The 16,670-nt window shown below is 74.3% G+C and carries 12 protein-coding genes; 9 read left to right on the forward strand and 3 right to left on the reverse strand.

All coding sequences use genetic code 11. The features are described from left to right. Nucleotides 1–138: 138 nt before the first annotated feature. Nucleotides 139–396 carry a winged helix-turn-helix domain-containing protein gene (locus TBIS_RS08200; protein WP_041432087.1) on the reverse strand — a complete coding sequence of 86 codons (258 nt, stop codon included), beginning with the start codon at nucleotides 394–396 and terminating at the stop codon, nucleotides 139–141. 282 nt (nucleotides 397–678) lie between these two features. Between TBIS_RS08200 and TBIS_RS08205 the strand changes: the two genes are divergently transcribed. Continuing rightward, on the forward strand, nucleotides 679–1,542 hold the full coding sequence (locus tag TBIS_RS08205; protein ID WP_013131894.1) for a universal stress protein: 864 nt from the start codon (nucleotides 679–681) through the stop codon (nucleotides 1,540–1,542). A gap of 98 nt (nucleotides 1,543–1,640) precedes the next feature. Then, nucleotides 1,641–3,935: a heavy metal translocating P-type ATPase gene (locus TBIS_RS08210; RefSeq protein WP_013131895.1), complete on the forward strand. Its 2,295-nt coding sequence runs from the start codon at nucleotides 1,641–1,643 to the stop codon at nucleotides 3,933–3,935. Between the two features lie 58 nt (nucleotides 3,936–3,993). On the opposite strand, the gene TBIS_RS08215 is transcribed toward TBIS_RS08210, so the two are convergent. Then, the gene (locus tag TBIS_RS08215) at nucleotides 3,994–4,698 is read right to left on the reverse strand and encodes a CBS domain-containing protein (RefSeq protein WP_013131896.1); all 705 of its coding nucleotides are present in this window, start codon (nucleotides 4,696–4,698) and stop codon (nucleotides 3,994–3,996) included. 197 nt (nucleotides 4,699–4,895) lie between these two features. Here TBIS_RS08215 and TBIS_RS08220 point away from each other — a divergent pair, with 197 nt between their 5' ends. Both TBIS_RS08220 and TBIS_RS08225 read left to right on the forward strand, forming a co-directional pair. Continuing rightward, nucleotides 4,896–5,552, forward strand: coding sequence for a CBS domain-containing protein (locus TBIS_RS08220; RefSeq protein ID WP_013131897.1), 657 nt, complete (start codon nucleotides 4,896–4,898; stop codon nucleotides 5,550–5,552). A 6-nt stretch (nucleotides 5,553–5,558) separates the two neighbouring features. Further along, nucleotides 5,559–6,563 (forward strand): Acg family FMN-binding oxidoreductase, encoded by a 1,005-nt coding sequence (locus tag TBIS_RS08225; protein ID WP_242384326.1) that lies wholly within the window; start codon nucleotides 5,559–5,561, stop codon nucleotides 6,561–6,563. A gap of 2 nt (nucleotides 6,564–6,565) precedes the next feature. Here the strand turns inward: TBIS_RS08225 and TBIS_RS08230 are convergent, their stop codons facing one another. After that, nucleotides 6,566–8,461: a multicopper oxidase family protein gene (locus TBIS_RS08230; RefSeq protein WP_013131899.1), complete on the reverse strand. Its 1,896-nt coding sequence runs from the start codon at nucleotides 8,459–8,461 to the stop codon at nucleotides 6,566–6,568. A 511-nt stretch (nucleotides 8,462–8,972) separates the two neighbouring features. On the opposite strand from TBIS_RS08230, the gene TBIS_RS18120 reads away from it, so the two are divergent. The 5 genes from TBIS_RS18120 (at nucleotide 8,973) to TBIS_RS08260 (ending at nucleotide 16,668) form a co-directional block, all read left to right on the forward strand. Further along, on the forward strand, nucleotides 8,973–9,569 hold the full coding sequence (locus TBIS_RS18120) for an Rv1733c family protein (protein WP_013131900.1): 597 nt from the start codon (nucleotides 8,973–8,975) through the stop codon (nucleotides 9,567–9,569). Nucleotides 9,570–9,722: 153 nt separating this feature from the next. Continuing rightward, nucleotides 9,723–11,426: a sensor histidine kinase gene (locus TBIS_RS08245; RefSeq protein ID WP_013131901.1), complete on the forward strand. Its 1,704-nt coding sequence runs from the start codon at nucleotides 9,723–9,725 to the stop codon at nucleotides 11,424–11,426. Between the two features lie 483 nt (nucleotides 11,427–11,909). Further along, entirely contained in the window at nucleotides 11,910–14,735 is a 2,826-nt protein-coding gene (locus TBIS_RS08250) for an HAD-IC family P-type ATPase (protein ID WP_013131902.1), read from the forward strand. Continuing rightward, nucleotides 14,732–15,763 carry an ABC transporter permease gene (locus TBIS_RS08255; RefSeq protein ID WP_013131903.1) on the forward strand — a complete coding sequence of 344 codons (1,032 nt, stop codon included), beginning with the start codon at nucleotides 14,732–14,734 and terminating at the stop codon, nucleotides 15,761–15,763. Before TBIS_RS08250 ends, TBIS_RS08255 begins: the two co-directional genes overlap by 4 nt. After that, nucleotides 15,760–16,668, forward strand: coding sequence for an ABC transporter permease (locus TBIS_RS08260; protein WP_013131904.1), 909 nt, complete (start codon nucleotides 15,760–15,762; stop codon nucleotides 16,666–16,668). Before TBIS_RS08255 ends, TBIS_RS08260 begins: the two co-directional genes overlap by 4 nt. Nucleotides 16,669–16,670: the final 2 nt, after the last annotated feature.

Below are 16,670 nucleotides of genomic sequence, written 5' to 3' on the forward strand. Positions count from 1 at the left end.
CGCTGCGAGAGGCCGCCAGAGGGGGGCACGCCACAGGCCCTCCAGGCCCGGCCCCGGCCGGTCCCGACGGCCGTTACGGCATGGGCCGACCGCGGGGACGGCTCATCGAGCGGGTACGGCGGGCTCGGGCGGCCGCCCTCAGCCGCCGCCGGTCTCCTCGGCGCGGGAGGACACGAACGCGCCCTGCCCGGGGAGCGTGTAGACGAGGCCCTCGTCGCTGAGCAGCCGGATCGCCCGGCGCACGTCCTCCGGGCCGAGGCCGTGCTCTCGCTGCAGGCTCTCCTCGGAGGGCAGCGGGCGGTCCGGCTCGATCCGCCCGCTCAGGATCTGCTCGCGCAGCACGGCCGCGAGCCTGCGGTGCGGGGCCTCGGCGCCCTGGCCGGTCGTCTCGTCCACGGTCGGACGCGTTCCCCGCCCGGCTCCGGTTAACCCGCCCTCGGCCCACAGCCGGGGCACCACCTGCCGCACGCCCGCCCGCGCCGAGCCCCGGCTCACCACCACGGGTCACAACAGCCCCGCGGGCGCGTGCTCCGCCGCCGATGGCCGGGTTCGCGCGCCACGGCCGCGGGCGGAAGGTCCCGGCCGGGTAGGACCTTCGGCGCTGCCGCGCTCCGCGCGGTACAGGTGAGATAGGAGAAGCGCCAGTGATACGGAGCCCACGGGGGATCGGAGGTGGCCATGATTCTGGTCGGGGTGGACGGTTCGCGGGCCGGTCTCGAGGCCGCCGCGTGGGCGGCCAAGGAGGCCGTGCTGCACCGCGTGCCGTTGCGGGTGGTCAACGCCGTCCCGAAGTGGGTCTGCTCGCCGACGCTGTCCGGCCGGTACGCGGCCATCGCGGCCTGGATGCGCGAGGGCGCGGACATGGTGCTCGCCGCCGCGGCCGACCGGGCCCGCAGCGAGGCCCCGGAGGTGGAGGTCAGCACCTCGATCCTCCCCGGCGACCCCCGGACCGCGCTGATCGAGGCGGCCAAGGGCGCCCGCATGCTGGTGGTCGGCAACCACGGGCTGGGCGGCTTCCGCGGGCTGCTCGTCGGCTCGGTGGCCCACGCCGTGGCCGGCCACGCCCCGTGCGACGTGGTCGTGGTGCGGGAGGCCCCGCGGCAGGTGCACGGGGAGGTGGTCGTGGGCGTGGACGGCTCCGAGCAGGGCGGGGCCGCGCTCGACTTCGCCTTCGCCGAGGCGGCCTTGCGGGGCGCGCGGGTGCGCGCGGTGCACGCGTGGACCGCGATCGACGGGAGCGGCGGCCTGCTGCCGGAACCGGACGGCGACGGCTCGGGCGGGGATCCGGGGGAGATCGGCCTGGTCAAGCAGGCGATCGCCGAGCGGCGGCGGCGCCACCCGGACGTGGAGGTCGTCGAGGAGATCGTGCAGGGCCACCCGGTCGCGGTGCTGCGCCAGGAGTCCGCCACCGCGGACCTGCTCGTCGTGGGCTCCCGGGGGCGCGGCGGGTTCGCCGGGCTGGTCCTCGGCTCGGTCAGCCAGGGGATGCTCCACCAGGCGGCCTGCCCGCTCGCCGTGATCCGCACGCCGCAGCGCGCCTGACGCCCGGAATCCGGCCGGTGGCGGCGAATCGGGTGTGATGCCCGCAATGCGCTTGGCGAGGAGCGCCTGATCACGGATGGTGGCCGAGTATGGAAGTTATGAAACGGTATGCGTTCCTCGCGGCCGCGGTCGGTGCGCTGGTCATCGGGGGAGCACTGCACCTCATCGGCGCCGGCGCCGCCGGCGACATCGCCTGGGCCGCCGGGACCGCCGTGGCGCTGGTGCCCGCGGTGTGGTGGGTCGTCTCCGACCTCCGCGCCGGCCGGTTGGGCGTCGACGCGATCGCGGTCTTAGCCCTCGGCGGCGCCCTGGCCGTACGCGAGTACTTCGCCGGGGCGGTCATCGGCCTCATGCTGGCGAGCGGCCGGCTGCTGGAGGACTTCGCGTTACGCCGGGCGCGCCGCGACCTGACCGGGCTGTACGAGCGGGCGCCCCGGTTCGCCTGGCGCTACGAGGACGGCGCCCCCCACCGGGTGCCGGTGGACGAGGTACGGCGGGGCGACCGCCTGGCCGTGCCGAGCGGGGAGATCGTCCCGGTGGACGGGACCGTGCTCTCCGGGACGGCGCTCCTCGACGAGTCCGCGCTGACCGGTGAGGCGCTGCCCGTCGAGTACGGCGCGGGGGACGCCATCGCCAGCGGTGTGGTCAACGCCGGGCAGGCGTTCGACATGCGGGCCACGGCGACCGCCGCGGAGAGCACCTACACCGGCGTGGTCCGCCTCGCCCAGGAGATCGAGGCGGGCAGCGCGCCGATGGCCCGGGTCGCCGACCGGTTCGCCGCGTGGTTCCTGCCGCTCACCCTGTTGCTCGCCGGGGGCGCGTGGCTGATCTCCGGTGAGGCGGTGCGCGCGGTGGCCGTGCTCGTCGTGGCCACCCCGTGCCCGCTGCTGCTCGCCGTGCCCGCCGCGATCGCCTCCGGCCTGTCGCGCACCGCCCGGTACGGCGTGATCGTGAAGGGTGGGGGCGCGCTGGAGACGCTGGGCAAGGCCCGCACCATCGTGCTCGACAAGACCGGAACGCTCACCGTCGGCCACCCGCGGGTGGAGGACGTCGTGGCCGCCCCCGGCTGGGACGGCACCGAGGTGCTGCGGCTGGCCGCCGCGGTCGATCAGCTCTCCTCCCACGTGGTGGCGGCCGCCGTGGTCCGGGCCGCCCGGGAGCGCGGGCTCACCCTGCCGCAGCCGGAGCAGCCCAAGGAGGACCCGGGCAGCGGGATGGAGGCGCTCGTCGGCGGGCGCCGCGTGTACGTGGGGAAGGCACGGGCCGCCGGGGCGTCCCAGTGGGAGGCGGCGCAGCGCGCCCGGGCGGCGCTCGACGGCGCGATGACCGTGTGGGTGACCGTCGACGGCGAGACCGCCGGGGTGATCATGCTCCGGGACGCGGTGCGCGGGGACGCGGGGCGGACCCTGCGCCGGCTGCGCAGCGCCGGCATCGACCGGGTGGTGATGCTCACCGGCGACCGCGCCGAGGTCGCCGAGGCGATCGCCACCGTGCTCGGCATCGACAACGTGCTCGCCGAGCAGTCGCCGGAGGGCAAGGTGGCCGGCGTCCGCGAGGAGGCGAAGCGCGCCACCACGGTCATGGTCGGGGACGGCATCAACGACGCGCCGGCGCTCGCCGCCGCGGACGTGGGCGTCGCCATGGGCGCGCGGGGCGCGGCGGTCTCCGCGCAGGCCGCGGACGTGGTGCTCACCACGGAGCGGCTCGACCGGCTCGCCGACGCGATGGACGTGGCGCGCCGGACCCGGCGCATCGCCGTGCAGAGCGCGGGCGTCGGCATCGGGCTGTCCCTGCTCGCGATGATGGTGGCCTCCGTGGGGCTGCTGCCGCCCGCCGCGGGCGCGCTGGTGCAGGAGGCGATCGACGTCGCCGTGATCCTCAACGCGCTCCGCGCGCTCGGCCCGGCCCGCGGGACCGGGATCCGGGTGGACGAGCCGACCCACGAGCTCTTGCGCCATTTCGAGCGCGAGCACGTGGAGCTGCGGCCGCCCCTGGAGCTGATCCGCGAGGTGGCCGACCGGATCGGCGACGTGCCGCCCGAGGAGACCCGTGCCGGGCTGGAGCGCGTCCTGCGGTTCCTCAACGAGGAGCTGCTGCCGCACGAGCGCGCCGAGGAGCACCGGCTCTACCCGGCGCTGGCCCGGCTGCTCGGCGCGCCGGAGGCGACGGCCACGATGAGCCGGGCGCACGCGGAGATCACCCGGCTCGCCCGCCGGATCGGCAGGCACCTGGAGCTCGCCGGGGGCACCGGGCCGGGGCCGGAGCAGCTGGACGACCTGCGCGCCTCCCTCTACGGGCTGTACGCGGTGCTCACGCTCCACTTCGCCCAGGAAGAGGAGGCCTACTTCTCGCTCACCACGGGCGAGCCCGCACCGGAGGAGCCGGCCCGCTGACCCGCGCCGGGGCCGCCCGGCCTTGGGGAGCGCCCCCGCGGCGCAGCGGACCCGGCGGTCACTTGCCCAGGACCCGGGACCGGGTGTCGTCCCGCTCCCACTCGATCTCGTCGACCACGCCGAGCACACCGTTGATCCGCTCGGCCATCCGCACGAGGATCTTGGCGTCGCTGCGGTTCTCGACCTGGCCGCTCAGCGTCACCACGCCCTCGCGGACGGAAGCCTTGAGCCGGGAGGTGTCCGTCCACAGCGCGCCGTTGATGATGTCGCGGCGGACCTCGTCGAGGATGTCCTCATCGGACCGGACGAACACCTTCAGCAGGTCGTGGCGGCTCACGATCCCGACCAGCCGGCCCTCGTCGTCCACGACCGGCAGCCGCTTGACCCCGTGCTTGCTCATCAGCCGGGCCGCGCTCACCACGCTCTTGTACGGGGTGATCGTGATCGGCGGGGCGGTCATGAGCTGCGCCGCCGTCAAGGCGCGCGCCTTCTCCTCCACGTCGCCCCCGGGCCGGCCGAGCCGCTCCCGCAGCCGGGCGCTCAGCGGGAGCTTGTAGCCCTCCCGGTAGTACTGCTCCCGCAGCTCCTCCTTGCGCAGCAGGTCCGCCTCGGAGACCACCCCGATGACGTGGCCCTCGCCGTCCACGACCGGCGCCGCGCTCACGTTGTGGGTGATCAGCACCTCGGCGATGTCCCGGAACGGGGTGCTCCCGTTGACCGAGGCGACCTGGGTGGTCATCACGTCCCGCACCTTCTTGTGCATGATCGGCTCCCTTCTCTCCGGCTCCGTTCCGCGGCGGCGGTCCGCCTCAACTCCCCAGGCAAGCGCGGCGCGTCCCGCGCGCCCAGGGGCGTACGGCTCGAAAGTGCGGCCGAAGGTCCCCTGTGATCAGGACCTTCACCGCTGACCTGCCGGAACGCGGCCGAGGCACTCTGACGGTGAGTGGGGGAGGGATCGCGATGGCGGCAACGGTGAGGGATGTCATGGGCACGGTGGCCATTGCGGTCACCATGGACGCGACGTTCACCCAGCTCGTCGAGACCATGCGCCGCTACGGGGTGGGCGCGGTCACCGTGGTCGACGCGGACCGGCGGCCGATCGGCGTGGTCTCCGAGGACGATCTCCTGCTCAAGGAGATCGAGGCCGGGGGACGGCCGTTCGGGCACTTGAGCCGGGCCGAGCGCCGCAAGGTGACGGGCACGACCGCCGCGGAGCTCATGACCACCCCGGCGATCACGGTGACGGTCGGCACGCCGATCCGGGACGCGGCGCGGCTCATGCACCGCAACCGGATCAAGCAGCTTCCCGTGATCGAACCGGCGACCGGCCGCATCGTGGGGACCGTCCACCAGGGCGACCTGCTGCGGGTGTTCGCCCGGCCGGCGGAGGAGATCAAGGCCGACGTCCGCCAGGTCGCCGAGCGGATCGGCATCGACCCCGCGCGGCTGACCATGGAGGTCGAGTCGGGGGTGCTCGCCGTGCGGGGGCGGGTGCCCCGCCGGTCGCAGGTCCGCCCCTTCGTCCTCGCGGCCCGCCGGGTCGACGGGGTGATCGAGGTCGACGCCGACCTCGGTTTCGACGTCGACGACCTGCTGATCTCCCCGCCGATGGTGTGACCCGCGATGAACAGGCCGCGAGCGGGGAACGCCCCTGGGATGATGCAGGTCCTGCGGGCCGCCGTGGAGGCGGCGGTGTGGGCGCCCTCGGTGCACAACACGCAGCCGTGGTCCTTCTGCGTGTCCGGCGCCGAGGTCAGGCTGAGCGCCGATCCGGAGCGCCGGCTGCGGGTCACCGACCCGGACGGCCGGCAGATGCTGATCAGCTGCGGTGCCGCCCTGTTCAACCTCCGGATCGCGCTCCGCGCCCTGGGCCACCGGCCCGTGGTACGGCTGCTGCCCGATCCGGACAGCCCGTTGCTGCTCGCCACCGTGCGCGCGGGGGAGCCGGCGCCGCCCGACGAGCTGGCCGGGCTCCTGTACGGCGAGATCGAGCGCCGCCGCACCCACCGGTCCGGGTTCACCGCCCTCCCGATCGCCGACGAGCTGGTCGATGAGCTGGTCGCCGCGGCCGGTAACGAGGGCGCCCGGCTGATCCCGGTGCGCGCCGACCCGATGCTGCGGGTGCTCGCCGCGCTCACCGGCGCCGCCCAGGAGATCCAGGCCACCGACCGCCGGTACGCCCTGGAGATGGCCCGCTGGGCCCGCCCGCCGGGCAGCGCCCGCCGCGACGGCGTCCCGGCGGACAGCTACCCCACCGCCCGCCGTCGCGGTGTGCCGTACCACTTCGCCGAGCGCGACTACGGCCGCGGCGAGGGCTGGGGCGGCGGGGACGAGGAGCCCATCTGCGCGGGCACCGGGCTGGTCGTCCTGCTCACCACCGAGGGGGACACCCGGGAGGACTGGCTGATCGCCGGGCAGGCGCTGCAGCGGGTCCTGCTGCAGGCCTCCGCCTACGGGGTCTCCGCGGCCTTCCACGGCCAGGCGCTGGAGATGCCCGACCTGCGGGCGTTCATCCGCCGGCACGTCTGCGGCGGGGCCCACCCGCAGCTCCTGATGCGGCTGGGGTTCGCGCTCGACGAGGCGAGCAGCGTGCGCCGCCCGGTCGCCGAGGTGCTGCGGGAGCCGTGAGCTCACGGCCCGATCCGGTACGGCCGCATCATCTCGTTGTCCTCGTGCTCCAGGATGTGGCAGTGCCACACGTACCTCCCCGCTAGGTCGAAGCGCGCCTTGACCCGGGTGACCTGCTGCGGCGGGGCGATCACCGCGTCCTTGCGGCCGCGCTCCCACGGGTACGGCCCCCGGGCCGGCCCGCGGAACGGCTCGCGGCCCACGACCTCGAACATCACCTCGTGGATGTGCATGGGGTGGGCGTCCACCGTGTGGTTGTGGAACTCCCACACCTCGACGTCGCCCACGGCCGGGTTCTCCGTGACCGGGTCGTGCCAGCCGTACGGCACCGGCCGGGCGCCCTCGACGCCGAGCAGCGCCGCCACCGGCCCCACCTCCGGGGTGGCCGATTCGCGCTCCAGCAGGGCGAGCCGGCGGGTCCGCACCGCCTCGCCCAGCGGGGCGGGGGAGGGGAGCTCCAGCCGGCCGGGCGGCACGCTGGTGTCCCGGCCGGTGAGCGCGCGGACGACGAACTTCATCACCTGGCCGGTGGTGGCCGGGTCGGCGGGGCGGTCCGACCCGTCGCCCCGGTACGGCACGTCCGGCCCCTCGTTGACCAGGTACAGCTCGGTGCCCTCCCGGACACCGGTGAAGTCGACCACCACGTCGGCCCGCTCCGCGGGGGCGAGCGTGAGCCGCTCCAGCTCCACCGGGCTCGGCAGGAACCCGCCGTCGCCGCCGACGCACCACAGCGGGAGCGCCGCACGCACCGGCCGGACCGCCGGGGACGCGGCGATCGAGAGGATGAGGGTGCGCGAGTTGCAGCCGTTGAGCAGCCGGAACCGGTATCGGCAGGGCTCCACGTCGAGCACCGGCCAGGTGACGCCGTTCACCAGCATGGTGGTGCCGAAGAACTCGGGGACCCAGATCGGCGGCACGTCACCGTGGGGCAGGTACGCGCCGGTCGCCCCGCCGGCGTCGCGGCGGTCCGGGTAGTGCAGGGCGCCGTCGGCGGTGAAGGACCGGTCCTGGACGGCCAGCGGGATCTCGTGGTACCGCAGCCCCGGGGGGTCGCCGGCCTGCGGGGCCGGCCAGGGCAGGACGCCCTGCGGCAGGTCGGCCGGGCCGCCGCGGATCAGGTAGAAGCCGGCCAGCCCGGCGTACACGTTGAGCCGGGTGATCCCCAGCGCGTGGTCGTGGTACCAGAGGGTCGCCGCCGCCTGGTCGTTGCGGTAGCGGTACACGGCCGACCCGGGCCGCCACGTCACGCCCGTCCGTTCGGCGAAGGCCTCGGCGAACTCCGCGTACCGGGACCCCTCCGCGGCGTAGCCGGCGGGGACGGTGCACGCCGCGGGAAGGAACCACGCCTCGGGGTGGCCGTCGCTGTCGTCGGGGGAGTGCCCGCCGTGCAGGTGCGTGACGATCGGAACCGGTCCCCGGTACGGCCCGGGGGTCGAGGTGAACGAGGGCCGGTGGTCGCGGTGCGCCACGCCGCCCGGCGGGTTGGCCCAGTGCAGGGTCGGATCCACGGACAGCAGGTGGGGCAGGTGGCGGCCGTCCCGGCCGACGAGCTGGTTCACCCACGTCACCTGGACCGGTCGATCGGCCCGGGCCTCGATCGTCCACGCCGGGGTGGCGAACGTCTCCGGCCGGTGGGGTGCCCCGTACCCGAAGACCGTGGTCACCGGGTACCCCGGCGGGAGCATCCGCTGCCGGAACCGCCGGACCGCGATCACGTAGGTCCCGGGGTCCTCGCCGGGCGCGGCCGGCATCACCGGCGGGATGGGCAGCGGGGTGACGTACTTGGGGATCGACCTCGGGTCGAGCTCGGGCGCGGCACCCCGGGCCGCCGGGCCCACGGCGCGAGAGCCGAGCAGGACGGCCGCGCAGCCCCGGAGGAAGTCACGCCTGGTGACCATGCCGACCTCCCCTCGTCGCCGGCTCTCGTGGTCAGCCTTCCCGCGTCGGCCGCGTTCCCTCCTCGGCCGGCCGTTCCGGAAGCCCGGGCCTCGGCCTGGTCCCTGGCGAGGTCGCCCGGCCAGGAGACCACCCGGTACCCCGGCGGGTGCGGTGATCCGCTCGGCGGGACACCTGCCGCCGGACACTTGAGGCGGGCGCGGGCGGGCGCGCCGGAACGAGGGCGCAGGGCGACCTCGCGCAGGTCCGATGCCCCGGTGCGGGCGGGCGTATCGGCGGTCCGAACGCCCGCCGATGGCCGGGCCCGGGTTGAGTCCCGGTGCCGCGGGCATACCGGCGGCCGTGGGGGCCGTGGCCGGGCGGCGCGGCGGTCACCGGGCGCATGATCTCGATCACAGGTCCTAGTGCCCGGCCGATTGGGGACTCTTGGCCCTTCTTCTCGCGCCCTCTTGCCCTGCCGCCGGTGGCCGTCACCGCGGGAAGGTGGAGTGGGACGTACACCGGAGGTGCTCGATGGGAAGGATCGCCGGTTGGATCGGTGCGCGGATTCGCCTCTACCGGCCCGACGGCAATCCGCTGCGGAGGCGTTACGACCGCCTGGAGTCCGGGCTGGTGCTGGCCCTGGTGCTCGCCTTCATGCTGTTCCTCTGGCCCGCCATGCTGGTGGGCGGGTCCGTCTACCGGGACGGCCTCGCCGACGAGCGCGTGGGGCCGGGCGCGCGCCAGCTGGTGACCGCGGTGCTCACCGAGGACGCCCCCGAGCAGATGAACGCCGCCGGGGCGGCGTTCATGGTGCGGGCCCAGGCCCGCTGGACGATGCCGGACGGGACGGCGCGCGAGGGCAAGGTGCAGGTCCGGCCGCTGACCCGGGCGGGGACCCGGGTGCAGATCTGGGTGGACGCGGACGGCCGGCCCACCACGCCGCCGAACAAGCGGGCCGAGACCATCACGAAGGCGGTCTTCGCCGCGACCGGGGTGCAGCTCGCCGCCACCCTGGGCCTGGTGCTGATCTACGTGATCGGCCGGCGGGCGCTGGACCGGCGCCGGTACCGCGAGTGGGACATCGCCTGGGCCCTCGCGGACGCCAAGTGGCGGCGCCGCCAGGTCTGAGCCACCGGCCGGCCGGCGCTCCCCGTCGGGCGGCGGACCCGGCCTCCGGTGCGCGGGCGCCGGCGATCGGGTCCACCGGGAATCCCCACGAAATGTCGAGCAGTTCGTCACCTGGACATGTGGTGCAGTGCTCCGGAGTGGGACACTGCACCTATGGTGGAAAACGAGCCGGGTCCGCTGATCCCCCACATGCGGCTCGACGAATTGCTCGCCGAGCTGCAGGTGCGGCTCAACGCCGTGCTGGTCACCCGTGACCGGGTCCACGCCCTCCTGCAGGCCGTGGTCTCCATCAGCAGCGACCTGGACCTGGAGACCGTGCTGCGGCGGCTGGTCGAGACCGCCACCGACCTGGTCGACGCCCGGTACGGGGCGATGGGCGTGATCGGCGAGGACAACACGCTCATCCAGTTCATCCCCGTCGGGCTGAGCGAAGAGGAGATCGCCAAGATCGATCACTGGCCTCGCGGCCTCGGACTGCTCGGCCTGCTGATCAAGGAGCCGCAGACGCTCCGCCTCGCCGACCTCACCAAGCACCCCCAGGCGTACGGCTTCCCGCCCGGCCACCCGCACATGCGGAGCTTCCTCGGCGTGCCGATCAAGGTGCGCGACGAGGTGTTCGGCAACCTCTACCTCGCCGACAAGCGCGGCGGGGGGAGCTTCGACGAGGACGACGAGGCGATCGTCGTCGCGCTCGCCACCGCCGCCGGCGTGGCGATCGAGAACGCCCGCCTGTACGAGGAGACCCGGCGCCGGGAGACCTGGCTCGAGGCGTCCTCGGAGATCACCACCCGGCTGCTCTCCGGCGCCGACCCCCGCGAGGTCCTCCTGCTGATCGCCCGCCGGGCCCGGGAGATGACCGAGGCCGACCTCGCCGCGATCCTGCTCCCCGCGCGGGACGACGACGGGGTGCTCCGGGTCGCGGCCGAGGACCGCGAACAGGACCGGCTGGTCACCGGCGGGGAGGTCCCCGTCGCGGGCTCGCTCGCCGGCCACGCGTTCGTCACCCGCGAGCCGGTCACCGTGAGCAACCCGGCCGACACGGAGTTCGCGCTGGGCCTCACCGGCAGGCAGCCGTACGGCCCGGTGGCCGCCGTGCCGCTCGGCGCGGCCGATGAGGTGCGCGGCGTGCTGCTGCTCGGCAAGCTCTCCGGGCGCCTGCCGTTCAGCCAGGCCGACCTGCGCATGCTCCACGCCTTCGCCGGGCACGCGGCGATCGGGCTCGAGCTCGCCGAGTCGCGCAAGTACGCCGAGCGGCTCCGGCTGCTGGAGGACCGCGACCGCATCGCCAAGGACCTGCACGACGTCGTCATCCAGCGCCTGTTCGCGGTGGCCATGACGCTGATGAGCGCGGCCCGCCTGGTGGAGGAGCGGCCGGAGGCGTCCTCGCGCCTGCAGAGCGCGATCGACGAGCTCGACGACACCATCCGGCAGATCCGCACCACGATCTTCAAGCTCCAGATGCCGGCCGAGACGGAGCAGAGCCTCCGCTCCAAGATCGTGGATCTGGTGGAGGGGGCGCGCGGCCACCTGGGGTTCATGCCGGGCCTGAGCCTGGAGGGCCGGCTGGACACCGAGATCAGCGCCGAGGTCGCCGACCACCTGCTCGCCGTGCTCCGCGAGGCGCTGTCCAACGTCGTCCGCCACGCCAAGGCCACCCGCGCGGACGTGTCGGTGCGCAGCGATGGGAAGCAGGTCACCCTGATCGTCAAGGACAACGGGGTCGGCGTCCCCGAGGGCGGCCGGCGCAGCGGCCTGCGCAACCTCGCCGAGCGCGCGGAGCGGCTCGGCGGCACCTTCGAGATCACCAGGCCGGAGGCCGGGGGGACCATGCTCACGTGGACGGCCCCGCTCGGCTAGCCGTACCACCAGGGCACCCGGCCGCGGCCGGAGCCGGTCACGGCGGGCGCACCGCGCGGCGGGCCACCGTGGCCCGGCGAGGGACTCCGGATCCGCACCGTGACGGAGTGGCCAGCGGCCGATCCCCACGCCGCGCTGAAGAGCGGTGGATCCGGGTGCAGTGGTGCCACCGCTCGGCGTCGATCACCCATACCCGGTCCGGCCCGACCAGGATGTGATCGACGTCGCCCGTGGCATCCGGCAGGGGCCGATCGGGCACGACGGCGTCGTCCACGTGGCTCACGGGCGGCCGGCACGCCGGGCCTTCCCGGGATGCCGGTGTGCCGGGCTCTCCCGGGGTGCCGGTGGGCCGGTACCTCCCGGCGCCTCCGCGGGCGCCGGCTGAGCAGCGGCTGAGCAGCGGTCGGGCAGAGGCCCAAGGTCCTCGCGGATGATGGCCTTCGCCCGCCTGGCGGACGCCCGCCCGCGTGATCTACTGGGGCCATGGACCCCGCCGAGCACACGGTCACCGGGCTCTCGCAGGAAGAGGCGGCCCGCCGGCTGGCCGAGCACGGCCCCAACGAGCTTCCCCGGCCCGAACCCCCGGCGCTGCCGGTCCGGGTGGCCCGCCACCTCGCCGACCCGCTGTCGATCCTGCTGCTGATCGCCGGCCTGGTCACCCTGCTCGTGCTCGCCGAGGTCCCCGAGGGCGCGGCCATCCTCGCCATCCTCGTGGTGAACATCGTGATCGGGGTGCGCCAGGAGACCAAGGCGGAGCGGGCGATCCAGGCGCTGCACACCCTCACCGCGCCCATGGCCAAGGTGATCCGCGACGGCACGGCGCGGCGGATCCCCGCGGCCGAGGTGGTCCCCGGCGATGTGATCGAGGTCGCCGCCGGCGATCGGGTGCCCGCCGACGCCCGGATCATCCGGGCGTCCGGGCTCGCCGTGGAGGAGGCGCTGCTCACCGGGGAGTCCCTCTCCGCTGAGAAGCACCCGGCGGAGGAGCCGGACGCGGACACCCCGCTCGGCGACCAGGCCGGGGAGCTGTTCGCCGGCACGCTCGTGGTCCGCGGGACCGGGGTGGCCGTGGTGGAGCGGACCGGGGCGCGCACCCAGATGGGCCGCATCGCCACCGCCCTGGGCGGCCGCGTCAAAGGGCCGCTCGAGGTGGAGCTCGAGACGGTGTCGCGGCGCATCGGCATCCTCGCCGTGGCGGCGGGCGCCCTCATGATCCTCATCGGGCTGACCCGGGTCGCCCGGGGCGAGGCCGCGCTGATCAACATCATCCTGGCGGGGGTCGCGCTCGCCATCGCCGCGGTCCCCGAGAGCCTGGCCGCGGCGGTCACCACCGCGCTCGCCGTGGGCTCGCAGCGCATGGCCCGGCTGGGAGTGATCGTCCGGCGCCTGCCCGCGATCGAAGGGCTCGGCTCCACCACGGTCATCGCCTGCGACAAGACCGGCACCCTCACCACCGGGCACCTCACCGTGGCCGACCATGTCGCCGTCCCCGGCGCGAACCTGTGGCTGGCCGCGCTGCGCTGCAACGACGCCCACGACGGGGTGGGCGACGCGGTCGACGTGGCGCTCGCCGCCGCGGCCGAGCGGCACGGGGCACGGCTCCCGCCGGGCGAGACCCGGCTCGCCGCCCGCCCCTTCGACGCCGAGAGCCGGTCGATGACCACCGTCACCGCGGCGCCCGGCGGGCGGCCGCTGCTCACCATCAAGGGGGCCCCCGAGGTGGTGCTCGCCCGGTGCGCGCCCGGCCCGGAGACCGAGATGCTCGCCCGGGCCGTCCCCGAGCTCACCTCCCGGGGCCTGCGCGTGCTCGCGCTCGCCGAGAAGGAGACCGATGACCTGGACGCCGACGGGCTCCGCCCCGTCGGACTGGTCGGGCTGCAGGACGAGATCCGGCCCTCGGCGCCACGGGCGATCGAGGACTGCCGTTCGGCGGGCATCCGGGTGGTGATGGTCACCGGGGACCACGCGGACACGGCCCGGTCGGTCGCCGCCGAGGTGGGCATCGACCCCCACCCCGTGGTCACCGGGTACACGCTCCGCGGGGCCGCCGACCGGGCGGCCCGGCTGCGCGAGGCGAACGTGCTCGCCCGCGTCGACCCGCAGACCAAGCTCGACCTCGTCCGGGCGCTCAAGGAGCGCGGCGAGGTGGTCGCGATGACCGGCGACGGGGTGAACGACGCCCCGGCCCTGCGCCACGCGGACGTGGGCGTCGCCGTGGCCGGTGAGGAGGGCACCGACGTGGCCCGGGAGGCCGCCGCCGTCGTGGTCACCAACGGCGAGCTGGGCACGATCGTCACCGGCGTCCGGGAGGGCCGGCGGCTCCGCCACAACGTGGCGTCGATCATCGGCTACCTGCTCACCGGGAACCTCGCCGAGATCATCCTCGTCCTCGCCGGGCTGCTGCTCTGGCCGGAGCTGGTGGTGCCGCTCTACCCCGTGCACCTGCTCTGGATCAACCTGGTGCTCGACGGCATCCCCGCCATCGCGCTCGGGGTGGACCGGCCGCCCGGGGACCCGCTCCACCTGCGCCCCAACCGGAACGGCCTGCTCTCCTGGCGTGCGCTCCGCCGCATCGGGCTGCGCGCCCTCATCGTCGCGGCCCTGGTCTTCACCGTGGTCGAGCTCGTCCGGGGGATGGGCTGGGACGCCGAGCACATCCGGTCCCAGGCGGTGCTCACCCTCGTCTTCGCCCGGCTGACCCTGGCGTACGTGGTCCGGGACGGCTCGCCGTGGAAGGTGCGGATCCACGTGCCCGCCTCGTTCTCCGACTGGGTGGCGGCGGCCAAGTCGATCAGCAGCCGGCTCAGGGACAACGGCGTCGACGCCGACGTGCTCACCTCGGCCGACTACACCCTCTACCTCAGCGAGCTCGCCGCCGGGAAGTACGACCTCGGGTTCTGGCTCATCGGCCTCGGCCCCGCGCCGTACAACATCTTCCAGCGGCTCTTCGGCCAGGCGAACGGCTGGCAGATGTTCGGCGGGCGGCTCCGGCACGTGCCGCCGGGCACCGAGGGCAACTGGATGGGCGGCCCCGAGACCGTGGACGCCGGGCCGTACGGCCGGATCAACCCCGGTGAGCTCACCGCACGGCTCAACTACGTCCCCAAGGAGGAGCAGCGGCGCATCGTCCGCATCCTCGCCCGGGCGGCGAACGAGCAGCTCCCGGTGATTCAGCTCTGGGACTACGTGAACACGCAGTTCGTCAACACCACGCGCTACACCGACTTCCCGCCCGACGACAGCGAGGCGCTGCGGCTCTCGTCCGGCGTGTGGATGCAGCTCGGGATGATCAAGAAGAGGCAGGCATGACGCAACAGGTTCAAGGCCGCGCCGCCCTGGGCATCGCCCGGCGGGTGGCCGGGCATCTGGCGCGTGGCGTGATCATGATCTGGGTGGTCGCCACGATCAGCTTCGTCGTCATCCGGATGATCCCCGGCGACCCGGTGATGGGGCAGTACGAGAGCCTCATCCAGAAGGGCATGTCGCCCGAGCAGGCCGAGCGGGCCACCGCCGTGCTGTACGGATTCCTCCCCACCGGGAGCCTGTGGGAGCAGTACCTCGGCTACCTCGGCTCACTGCTCCGCTTCGACCTCGGCCGGTCGCTCAGCACCCCGGGCGTGGAGGTCACCACCCTGATCGGGTCGGCGGCCCGGTGGACCGTGCTGCCCGTGCTCGCCGGCACGCTGCTGAGCTTCCTGCTCGGCATCGTGCTCGGCGTCTACGCGGCGATCAAGCGGTCGGGGAAGCTCGGCGACCTGCTCGCCCTCTCCGGGTCGCTCCTCCACGGCGTGCCCGTGTACGTCATCGGCCTGCTGCTCACCGCGATCTTCGCCACGCTCTGGCCCATCCTCCCGTCGGGCGGCCCGGTGGACGTCGAGTACGAGCCCGGGTTCAACCTCCCGTACCTCGCCTCGCTGCTCCACCACGCCGTGCTGCCCGTGGCCACCTACATGCTCGCCAGCTACGGCGGGTGGATCCTCGCGATGAAGTCGAACGTCGTCACCGTGCTCGGCGACGACTTCATCCTCGCCGCCGAGCTGCGCGGCATGAAGCGCGGCATCGTCTTCCGCTACATCGCCCGCAACGCGATCCTGCCGCTCTTCACCATCCTCGCGCTCTCGCTCGGCACGCTCTTCGGCGGCTCGGTCTTCATCGAGAAGATCTTCAACTACCCGGGCCTCGGGCTGCTCCTCGTGGGCAGCATCGGCGCCCGTGACTACGCGCTCATGGGCGGCGCCTTCCTGATGATCACGATCGGGATCGTGGTGGCCAACATCGTCGCCGACCTGCTCTACACCGTCATCGACCCCCGGGTCAGGAGTGGAGAGAGCACATGACCCTGACGACCGCCCCACGCCAGGCCACGGTCACCCGGGCCACGCTCCGCCGCAACTTCTGGCGCGGCGTCTGGCGGGTGCTCCGGCGCAAGCCGAGCCGGATCGCCGGCGTCGTCATCGTCGCCCTGTTCGCCGTCATGGCCGTGGTGGGCCCCATGGTCTACCCGGACCCGCTGCCGCGGGACGATGACGCGCTCTACGCCCCGCCCAGCCTGAAGCACCCGTTCGGGACCGACTTCGAGGGCACGGACGTGCTCGCGCTCGTCGTCACCGGAACCCGGTACGTGCTCCTCACCGCGGTCATCACCGCGGTGATCACGGTCGCGGTCGGCACCGCCATCGGGCTGTTCGCCGGGTTCCGGCGCGGCCGGTGGGAGACCGTGCTCATGCGGCTCACCGACATCAACCTCGCGATCCCCGGGCTGCCGCTGCTGCTCGTGCTCACCACGGTGTGGAAGTTCGAGAGCTCCTGGGAGATGGGGCTGGTGCTCGGCCTGCTCGGCTGGGGCGGCATCGCCCGCGCGGTGCGCTCCCAGACGCTCTCCCTGCGCGAGCGCGGCTTCGTCGAGGCCGCCCGCGGGCTCGGCCTGTCCACCACCCACATCATCGGCCGGGAGCTGCTGCCGAGCATGGCCCCGTACATCGCCATGAACATGCTCATCGCGGTCACCGCCGCGGTCTACTCGCAGGTCGGCCTGTTCTTCCTCGGCGTGCTGCCCTTCGAGTCGAACAACTGGGGCGTGATGCTCAACCTCGCCGTGTTCAACGGCGGGGCGCTCACTACCCCGGCCGCGCTGCCGTACCTGCTCGCGCCGCTGCTGGCGATCCTGCTGCTCACGCTCGGCGTGGTGCTGATCGTCGACGCGATGGACGAGATCTTCAACCCGAGGCTGCGGGAGGAATAGCC

The organism is Thermobispora bispora DSM 43833, from assembly GCF_000092645.1.
Classification (GTDB): Bacteria; Actinomycetota; Actinomycetes; order Streptosporangiales; family Streptosporangiaceae; genus Thermobispora; species Thermobispora bispora.

Bases quoted from the DNA above. Each gene is read 5' to 3' on its own strand.
- TBIS_RS08250 (WP_013131902.1), top strand. From the start codon at position 11,910: ATGGACCCCGCCGAGCACACGGTCACCGGGCTCTCGCAGGAAGAGGCG.
- TBIS_RS18120 (WP_013131900.1), top strand. From the start codon at position 8,973: ATGGGAAGGATCGCCGGTTGGATCGGTGCGCGGATTCGCCTCTACCGG.
- TBIS_RS08225 (WP_242384326.1), top strand. From the start codon at position 5,559: ATGAACAGGCCGCGAGCGGGGAACGCCCCTGGGATGATGCAGGTCCTG.
- TBIS_RS08255 (WP_013131903.1), top strand. From the start codon at position 14,732: ATGACGCAACAGGTTCAAGGCCGCGCCGCCCTGGGCATCGCCCGGCGG.
- TBIS_RS08230 (WP_013131899.1), bottom strand. From the start codon at position 8,461: ATGGTCACCAGGCGTGACTTCCTCCGGGGCTGCGCGGCCGTCCTGCTC.
- TBIS_RS08215 (WP_013131896.1), bottom strand. From the start codon at position 4,698: ATGCACAAGAAGGTGCGGGACGTGATGACCACCCAGGTCGCCTCGGTC.
- TBIS_RS08245 (WP_013131901.1), top strand. From the start codon at position 9,723: ATGGTGGAAAACGAGCCGGGTCCGCTGATCCCCCACATGCGGCTCGAC.
- TBIS_RS08210 (WP_013131895.1), top strand. From the start codon at position 1,641: ATGAAACGGTATGCGTTCCTCGCGGCCGCGGTCGGTGCGCTGGTCATC.
- TBIS_RS08205 (WP_013131894.1), top strand. From the start codon at position 679: ATGATTCTGGTCGGGGTGGACGGTTCGCGGGCCGGTCTCGAGGCCGCC.
- TBIS_RS08220 (WP_013131897.1), top strand. From the start codon at position 4,896: ATGGCGGCAACGGTGAGGGATGTCATGGGCACGGTGGCCATTGCGGTC.
- TBIS_RS08260 (WP_013131904.1), top strand. From the start codon at position 15,760: ATGACCCTGACGACCGCCCCACGCCAGGCCACGGTCACCCGGGCCACG.